Origin of the sequence: Rhodopila sp., assembly GCF_035548235.1 — a bacterium.
Lineage (GTDB): Bacteria > Pseudomonadota > Alphaproteobacteria > Acetobacterales > Acetobacteraceae > Rhodopila.
This window is the reverse complement of record NZ_DASZTJ010000264.1, coordinates 1-7111: the sequence shown is the minus strand read 5'-3', so window position 1 is coordinate 7111 and position 7111 is coordinate 1. Positions and strand designations below refer to the sequence as shown.

The following is a 7111-nucleotide window of genomic DNA, read 5'->3' as shown; positions in this document are numbered from 1 at the left end:
GGCTGGTCGCAGGGATAGGCGGGTCGCCGGGATAGGCTGGTCGCGGGGCTAGGCTGGTCGCGGGGATAGGCTGGTCGCGGGGATAGGCTGGTCGCGGGGATAGGCGGGTCGCGGGGATAGGCGGGTCGCAGGGATAGGCGGGTCACAGGTAGGCTGGTCACGGGGACAGGCTGGTCACGACGGCGCGCCGGGTCGCGGCCTGTTTCACTGCCGATGGCACCCAGGCAGTCCGTGTTCGGGGCCGCGACGGCGCCGCCACACCTCCTCCGTGGCCTCCGTGCCCTCCCCGAAAGCGCGAAGCGCTTGCCTCCGTGCGAAACCGATCCCCCGAACATACCAGCACCGGCTTGCCGCTCACCCGATGCCGCGTGCCCGGGTCCGCATCGCCGGCGCCTGACCACAAAGACACAATGAAACTTCCTTCCCGGCTTTCGTCCCCGCAAACGCGCGGGTTTTCCGCCGCGCCCTCTTGCGGGCCACGCCTTCACCGTGCATTGAACCAAGGCCATTGATCCAGGGTACTAGGCGCGGACTCCGTTCGGCTGACCCTTGATGTACGAAGGATGGATGCCATGCGCCTAGCGGTGCTGAAAGAACGCCGAACGGCAGAGACACGGGTGGCGGCGACGCCGGAGACGGTGAAGAAACTGGTCGGGCTGGGGCTGACGGTTGCGGTGGAAAGCGGCGCCGGCGCGCAGGCCTCGATCTCGGACCAGGATTTCAGCGGCGCGGGGGCGGAGATCGCTCCCGGCGCGGAAGCGGCGCTGAGCGGCGCCGGCATCGTCTTCACGGTGCGGATGCCCGACGCGGCGGAGCGGGCGCTGATCCCGCAAGGTGCGCTGCTGGTCTGCATCGCCGGCGCGTTCGGCGACGCGGCGCTGGTTCCCGACCTCGCCGCCGCGAAGATCGACGTGGCGGCGATGGAATTGCTGCCGCGCATCACCCGCGCGCAGTCGATGGACGTGCTGTCCAGCCAGGCGAACCTTGCCGGCTATCGCGCTGTGATCGAAGCCGCCGCCGCGTTCCAGCGCGGCTTTCCGATGATGATGACCGCCGCCGGCACGGTGCCCCCGGCCCGCGTGTTCGTCATCGGCGCCGGCGTCGCCGGGCTGCAGGCCATCGCCACCGCCCGCCGGCTGGGCGCCATCGTTTCCGCCACCGACGTCCGCCCCGCGGCCAAGGAGGAGATCAAGTCCCTGGGCGCCGCCTTCGTCGGCGTCGAGGATGCCGAGACCGCCGGCCAGACCGGCGCCTATGCGCGGGAAATGTCCGAGGCGTTCCGCCAGAAGCAGGCGGAGCTGATGGCCGCGACGGTGGCGAAGAACGACATCGTCGTGACGACCGCGCTGGTGATGGGCCGCAAGGCGCCGGTGATCGTCACCCAGCCGATGGTCGACAGCATGCGCGCCGGCAGCGTGATCGTGGACCTTGCCGCCGAAGCGGGCGGCAACTGTGCCGCGACCGTGCCGGGCGAGGTGGTCACCACGCCGAACGGCGTCACCGTCCTGGGCTACAACAACTGGCCGGGACGCATTCCGGTGGCGTCGTCCTCGCTCTATGCCCGCAACCTGCTGACCTTCCTGACGACGTTCTGGGACAAGGACACCAAGGCGCCGAAGCTGCCGCCCGAGGACGACATCGTCAAAGGCGTGATGCTGACGCGCGGGGGCGCCGTCGTGCATCCCGATTTCCTGCCCAAGCAGGCCGCGTGACCTTGCCGGATATGCTGGAGGCTTCCCGATGAATCCTGCTCAACTGGCTGACGAGGCGAACCGCCTGGCCGATCATGCCGCCCTTCTGGCGCGGCACGCGCAGACGCTGGCCGTCGGCGTGAGCCAGACGGTCGCGCCCGACGTCAATCCGTTCATCTTCCTGCTGGCCATCTTCCTGATGGCTTGTTTCGTCGGCTACTACGTGGTCTGGAACGTGACGCCGGCGCTGCATTCGCCGCTGATGGCGGTCACCAACGCGATCTCCTCGGTCATCATCGTTGGCGCCATGCTGGCGACCGGCCTGGCGACGTCGGGCTGGGCGATGGCGTTCGGCTTCATCGCGGTGACGCTGGCCTCGGTCAACATATTCGGCGGCTTCCTGGTGACGCAGCGCATGCTGTCGATGTTCAAGAAGAAACAATAAGGAAGCGTCGATGTCCGCCAGCCTGACCTCGCTCGCGTATCTGGTCGCGGCCGTTCTGTTCATCCTTGCCCTGCGCGGCCTGTCGTCGCCGGTGACCTCACGCGAGGGCAACCGCTACGGCATGATCGGCATGGCGATCGCCGTGCTGGCAACGGTGCTGCATCATGGCATGAGCGGCGCCGGCTATGGGCTGATCCTGGCCGGCATCGTGATCGGCGGCGGCATCGGCACGATCGTGGCGCGGCGGATCCAGATGACCGCCCTGCCCCAGCTCGTGGCCGCGTTCCACTCGCTGGTCGGGCTTGCGGCGGTGTTCGTCGCGGCGGCGGCGCTGAACGCGCCCGAAGCGTTCGGCATCGGCGTGCGCGGCGCGATCCACCCCGAGAGCCTGGTCGAGATGTCGCTGGGCCTGGCGATCGGCGCGATCACCTTCTCGGGCTCGCTGATCGCGTTCGCCAAGCTGCAGGCCCTGATGAAAGGCGCGCCGATCACCTTCGCTGGGCAGCACAAGCTGAACCTGGCGCTGGGCATCCTGCTGGTGGTGCTGGTCGTGATCTTCATCGCCACGGGCGGCAGCCAGTTCGTGTTCTGGCTGATCGCGCTGCTGGCGCTGGCGCTGGGCTTCCTGATCATCATCCCGATCGGCGGCGCGGACATGCCGGTCGTGGTGTCGATGCTGAACAGCTACTCCGGCTGGGCGGCGGCGGGCATCGGCTTCACCATCCAGAACCTGGCGCTGATCATCACCGGCTCGCTGGTCGGCGCGTCGGGCGCGATCCTGTCCTACATCATGTGCAAGGGCATGAACCGCAGCATCATCAACGTGCTGCTGGGCGGGTTCGGGACCGAGAGCGGCGCCGGCCCGGCGGGCGCGGGCGGCGGGGCCGACCGGACGGTGAAGTCGGGCAACGCCGACGACGCCGCGTTCATCATGAAGAACGCGTCGAAGGTGATCATCGTCCCCGGCTACGGCATGGCCGTCGCCCAGGCCCAGCACGCGCTGCGGGAGATGGCGGATACGCTGAAGAAAGAGGGCGTGGAGGTGAAATACGCGATCCACCCCGTCGCCGGCCGCATGCCCGGCCATATGAACGTGCTGCTGGCCGAGGCGAACGTCCCCTATGACGAGGTGTTCGAGCTGGAGGAGATCAACAACGAATTCTCCACCGCCGACGTGGCCTATGTCATCGGCGCGAACGACGTGACCAATCCGGCGGCGAAGACGGACAAGTCGTCACCGATCTACGGCATGCCGATCCTGGACGTGGAGAAGGCGCGGACGGTGCTGTTCGTGAAGCGGTCGATGGCCTCGGGCTACGCGGGCGTGGACAACGAGCTGTTCTTCCGGCCGAACACGATGATGCTGTTCGGGGACGCGAAGAAGATGACCGAGGAGATCGTGCAGGCGCTGGGGCATTGATCGCACCGTCAGGGCCCCGAGAGGATCCCCTCGATTGTCGCGACGAACGCCTCCGCTTCGTTGGCGGCAGTTCTGACCTCATCCGCTGAGACGTCCGAATTGCCGCCCGTTTCGTAGTCGGCGATTGTCTTGAGGTTATAGGCAACGCCGAGAAATCCGCGCAGGCGATGGTCGATCCCAGGCTCGTCACGAGTCAGGCGATGAAATTCGGTCCTGACGCCCTTATGGGTTTTCACCATCCTCCCTGTCCGCTCGAAAATCAGCGCCTGAGCGGCGTGAAACCCCGCGAGATAAGCTGCTCGGCCGGCTGCCTCGGTGTAGCCGGCGGCCAGGACACCCTTTGCTTCACCCAGAAGGCGATGTGCTTTCGCCAGGAAGAGGGCGGTCTCTGGCGTCAAAGATCGACGCCTTCCCGGCGAATCTCCCGCATCAGGGGGGTGCGTTCGTCATAGGCGCCGGCGGCATAGACCAGGGCATGGATCGATTCCCCCGTTTCATCGACCAGGTTGTTGCTCAATTCGGCGACGCGCCGCAGTTCCTTGAACCGGTCGCCCATGTTTCTGAGGAACACGGCAACGTCGTAATCAGAATCCGGTCGCGCGTCGCCCCTGGCATGAGAGCCGAACAGGATGACCCGTTCGAGGCGGTCGCCGTAGGCCGCATTCAGCGCGGAGCGGAAGCGTTTCAGGACTGGATCGGCGGCGACGGACGCGGCCATGAGCTACCTCGTTCGGTCAGGGACCACGGCAACGTTCTAACACGGAAAATCTGATCGTCCCCAGGTGACCGACGCCAGCGCAGTCATTCAGGCCGGATTTCAGGACGGGTGGTCAGCGGCAATCCAAGTCGCCACCGTCATCGTCTTGACATCCACCCCCAGCCGCCGAAACTGACGCCAACACCGGGGTGCCCTTATCCCAAGGGCTGAGATCATACCCGCGAACCTGCTCTGGGTCATGCCAGCGAAGGGAGTGAACATGCAGATCATCATCGTCGGCGCCGGCATCCTGGGGGCGAGCACGGCCTTCCACCTCGCCGCATCCGGCGCCGCGGTCACCATCGTCGATGCGGGGCTGGACGGCCGCGCGACGGCGGCCGGGGCGGGGATCATCTGCCCCTGGGTGTCGGGGGCGGAGGATGCGGCGTTCATGCGCCTCTACACCGGCGGCGGGGAATATTATCCGGAGCTGGTCGCCGCCCTCGCCGATGCGGGCGAAACCGACACCGGCCACCGCCGCGCCGGCGCCATGCTGGTGGCAGCCGAACCCCCGGAACTGGCCTGGCTGGAGCGGATGGCGCGGTCCCGCCACGTCCCGGCGATGGGCGCCGTCACCCGCCTGCCGCCCGAGCAGGCGCGGCAGGCCTTCCCGCCGCTGCGCCACGACCTGGGCGGCGTTCACATCGAAGGCGGCGCTCGGGTCGACGGACGGCGCATCACGGCCGCATTGCTGCGCGCGGCCGAACGGCTGGGCGCCAGGCGGCGCGATGGGGATGCGAGGCCGGTGGTGACGGCCGGCCGGGTCGCCGGCGTCTCGATTGACGGAACGCCCCTGCCCGCCGACATCGTCATCCTGACCGCCGGCGCCTGGGGCGACGCGGTGCTGCGGGGCATCGGCGGCCACCTGCCGGTCGAGCCGCAGCGCGGGCAGATCGTTCACCTGCAACTGCCCGACAGCGGCACGGAGGACTGGCCCGTCATCCTGCCGCCCGGCAGCCACTACATCGTCCCGTTCGACGACGGCCGCATCGTCGCCGGCGCGACCCGCGAGACCGGGGCCGGGTTCGACTACCGCGTCACCGCCGCCGGCCAGCACGAGGTCCTGACGGAAGCCCTGCACATCGCCCCCGGCCTGGGCGAAGCGACGCTGATCGAAACCCGCATCGGCTTCCGCCCCGCCACCACCGGCATCCGCCCCATGCTGGGCTGGGTGCCGAACATCGAAGGCCTGGTGCTGGGCAACGGCCTGGGCGCGGCGGGGCTGACCATCGGCCCGCTCGCGGGTCGGCTGCTGGCCGACCTGGTGCTGGGCCGGGACCCGGCCATCGACCTTGCCCCGTTCGGGCTGGCGGTCCGGCGGGAGGCCGGGGCGGCGGTCGCGCTGCGCTGAACCAGGATCCGTGCCCCACCCCGTCATGGCCCGGCGAGGATGGCCCGGCGAGGATGGCCCGGCGAGGATGGTCCGGCCGGCTTGGGCCGGCTAAACCAGCCGGACGACGTCCGCGGGCGTCTCGGCCAGGGTGTCGGCGCCGACGCGTTGCAGTTCCTCGCGCCCGCCATAGCCCCACAGCACGCCGATGGAGCGCAGGTTGTTGGCCTTCGCCGCCTCGATATCGTGCAGCCGGTCGCCGACCATGACCGTGCCGTCGGGGTCATAGCCCTGCGCGCGCATCAACGCGCGCACCATGTCCTTCTTGTCGTCCAGCCCGCCGCCGGGCAGCGCCCCATAGACGGTCGGGATCATCTTCGCGAACCCCAGATAATCCACCACCCGCTCGGCGAAGTCCCGGCGCTTGGACGTGGCCAGGCACAGCGGCCGGCCGGTCGCGTGCAGGGCGGCCAGCATCTCCGGCACGCCGGGAAACGGGGCGCAGTCATACAGCCCGACCTCGGAGTACCGGGCACGGTAGATCCGGATGCCGTCCTCGGCGCGGGTATCGCCGTATTTGGCCAGCAGGGTCGAGATCGACCAAGCGATCGGCGGCCCCACCGCCCAGGTGATATCGCCCGCAACCATCGGGTCGTGGCCCAGTTCGGCCAGCATGAAGCGCATGCTGGCCTCGATGCCCGGCCGCGAGTCGGCCAGCGTCCCGTCCAGGTCCAGCAGGACAGCCTGCATTACGCGGCTTTCCCGAACAGGCCGCCATTGGCCGCGAGCCAGGTCAGATGCGTGTCGGTGTCGCCGAACAACTGCTCGATCACCGTCATCCGCTTGAAGTAATGACCGACCGCGTATTCCATCGTCATGCCGATGCCGCCATGAAGCTGGATCGCCTCCTGCCCGATATGCCGGCCCGATCGGCCGATCTGCGTCTTGGCGGCGGCGATCGCGCGCCGGCGTTCGAGCGGATTGGTTTCGGATGCCATCATCGCGGCGAACACTGCCATGCTGCGGGCCTGCTCCAGTTCCACCAGCATGTCGACGGAACGATGCTGCAACGCCTGGAAGGAACCGATCGGGCGGCCGAACTGCTTGCGGGTCTTCAGGTATTCCAGCGTCAGGTCCTGCATCGCCTGCATGCAGCCGACGGCCTCGGCGCAGAGCGCGGCGATGGCTTCGTCGACCGTGTGCTCCATCCCCGGCAGGGCGTTGTCGCTCAGCAGCGTTTCAGGGCCGGCGCGGACGCCGGACAGCGTGACCTCGGCCGCGCGCAGCCCGTCCTGGGTCGGGTAGCCGCGGCGCGTGACGCCCGGTGTCTGGGCGTCGATCAGGAACAGGCCGACGCCGTCGCGCGCGCGCTGGCCGCCGGACAGGCGGGCGGTGACGAAAAGCTGGTCGGCGACATCGCCGTGGATGACGACGCTCTTGGCGCCGTCCAGCACATAGCCGGGCCCCT

At 68.7% G+C, this 7111-nt stretch carries 8 protein-coding genes and 1 riboswitch; of the genes, 4 read left to right on the top strand and 4 right to left on the bottom strand.

Annotation, left to right across the window (positions count from 1 at the left end):
- Window positions 1-572: 572 nt before the first annotated feature.
- From VHB27_RS21190 to VHB27_RS21180, 3 genes are read left to right on the top strand one after another with little or no spacing between them, the layout of a single operon-like run.
- On the top strand, window positions 573-1712 hold the full coding sequence (locus VHB27_RS21190) for a Re/Si-specific NAD(P)(+) transhydrogenase subunit alpha (protein WP_325604310.1): 1140 nt from the start codon (window positions 573-575) through the stop codon (window positions 1710-1712).
- Between the two features lie 28 nt (window positions 1713-1740).
- The gene (locus VHB27_RS21185; protein WP_325604308.1) at window positions 1741-2136 is read left to right on the top strand and encodes an NAD(P) transhydrogenase subunit alpha; all 396 of its coding nucleotides are present in this window, start codon (window positions 1741-1743) and stop codon (window positions 2134-2136) included.
- A gap of 10 nt (window positions 2137-2146) precedes the next feature.
- On the top strand, window positions 2147-3556 hold the full coding sequence (locus tag VHB27_RS21180) for an NAD(P)(+) transhydrogenase (Re/Si-specific) subunit beta (RefSeq protein WP_325604306.1): 1410 nt from the start codon (window positions 2147-2149) through the stop codon (window positions 3554-3556).
- Between the two features lie 8 nt (window positions 3557-3564).
- Here the strand turns inward: VHB27_RS21180 and VHB27_RS21175 are convergent, their stop codons facing one another.
- Together VHB27_RS21175 and VHB27_RS21170 are read right to left on the bottom strand one after the other, a co-directional pair.
- A complete protein-coding gene (locus VHB27_RS21175) occupies window positions 3565-3954 on the bottom strand; it encodes a HEPN domain-containing protein (protein WP_325604304.1) in 390 nt (129 codons plus the stop codon).
- Window positions 3951-4274 (bottom strand): nucleotidyltransferase domain-containing protein, encoded by a 324-nt coding sequence (locus VHB27_RS21170; RefSeq protein ID WP_325604302.1) that lies wholly within the window; start codon window positions 4272-4274, stop codon window positions 3951-3953. Before VHB27_RS21170 ends, VHB27_RS21175 begins: the two co-directional genes overlap by 4 nt.
- 174 nt (window positions 4275-4448) lie before the next feature.
- Window positions 4449-4544, top strand: a riboswitch (TPP riboswitch).
- Here VHB27_RS21170 and VHB27_RS21165 point away from each other — a divergent pair.
- The gene (locus VHB27_RS21165; protein ID WP_325604300.1) at window positions 4534-5664 is read left to right on the top strand and encodes an NAD(P)/FAD-dependent oxidoreductase; all 1131 of its coding nucleotides are present in this window, start codon (window positions 4534-4536) and stop codon (window positions 5662-5664) included. (Overlaps the previous riboswitch by 11 nt.)
- Window positions 5665-5754: 90 nt before the next feature.
- Here the strand turns inward: VHB27_RS21165 and VHB27_RS21160 are convergent, their stop codons facing one another.
- Both VHB27_RS21160 and VHB27_RS21155 read right to left on the bottom strand, forming a co-directional pair.
- Window positions 5755-6393 carry an HAD hydrolase-like protein gene (locus VHB27_RS21160; RefSeq protein WP_325604298.1) on the bottom strand — a complete coding sequence of 213 codons (639 nt, stop codon included), beginning with the start codon at window positions 6391-6393 and terminating at the stop codon, window positions 5755-5757.
- A partial coding sequence (locus VHB27_RS21155) for an acyl-CoA dehydrogenase family protein (RefSeq protein WP_325604296.1) occupies window positions 6393-7111 on the bottom strand: 719 nt, incomplete at its 5' end. The genes VHB27_RS21160 and VHB27_RS21155, both read right to left, overlap by 1 nt.

What these genes read in the sequence shown, in the direction of transcription:
- VHB27_RS21190 (WP_325604310.1), top strand. Translation starts at nt 573, where the DNA reads ATGCGCCTAGCGGTGCTGAAAGAACGCCGAACGGCAGAGACACGGGTG.
- VHB27_RS21170 (WP_325604302.1), bottom strand. Translation starts at nt 4,274, where the DNA reads ATGGCCGCGTCCGTCGCCGCCGATCCAGTCCTGAAACGCTTCCGCTCC.
- VHB27_RS21185 (WP_325604308.1), top strand. Translation starts at nt 1,741, where the DNA reads ATGAATCCTGCTCAACTGGCTGACGAGGCGAACCGCCTGGCCGATCAT.
- VHB27_RS21165 (WP_325604300.1), top strand. Translation starts at nt 4,534, where the DNA reads ATGCAGATCATCATCGTCGGCGCCGGCATCCTGGGGGCGAGCACGGCC.
- VHB27_RS21180 (WP_325604306.1), top strand. Translation starts at nt 2,147, where the DNA reads ATGTCCGCCAGCCTGACCTCGCTCGCGTATCTGGTCGCGGCCGTTCTG.
- VHB27_RS21160 (WP_325604298.1), bottom strand. Translation starts at nt 6,393, where the DNA reads ATGCAGGCTGTCCTGCTGGACCTGGACGGGACGCTGGCCGACTCGCGG.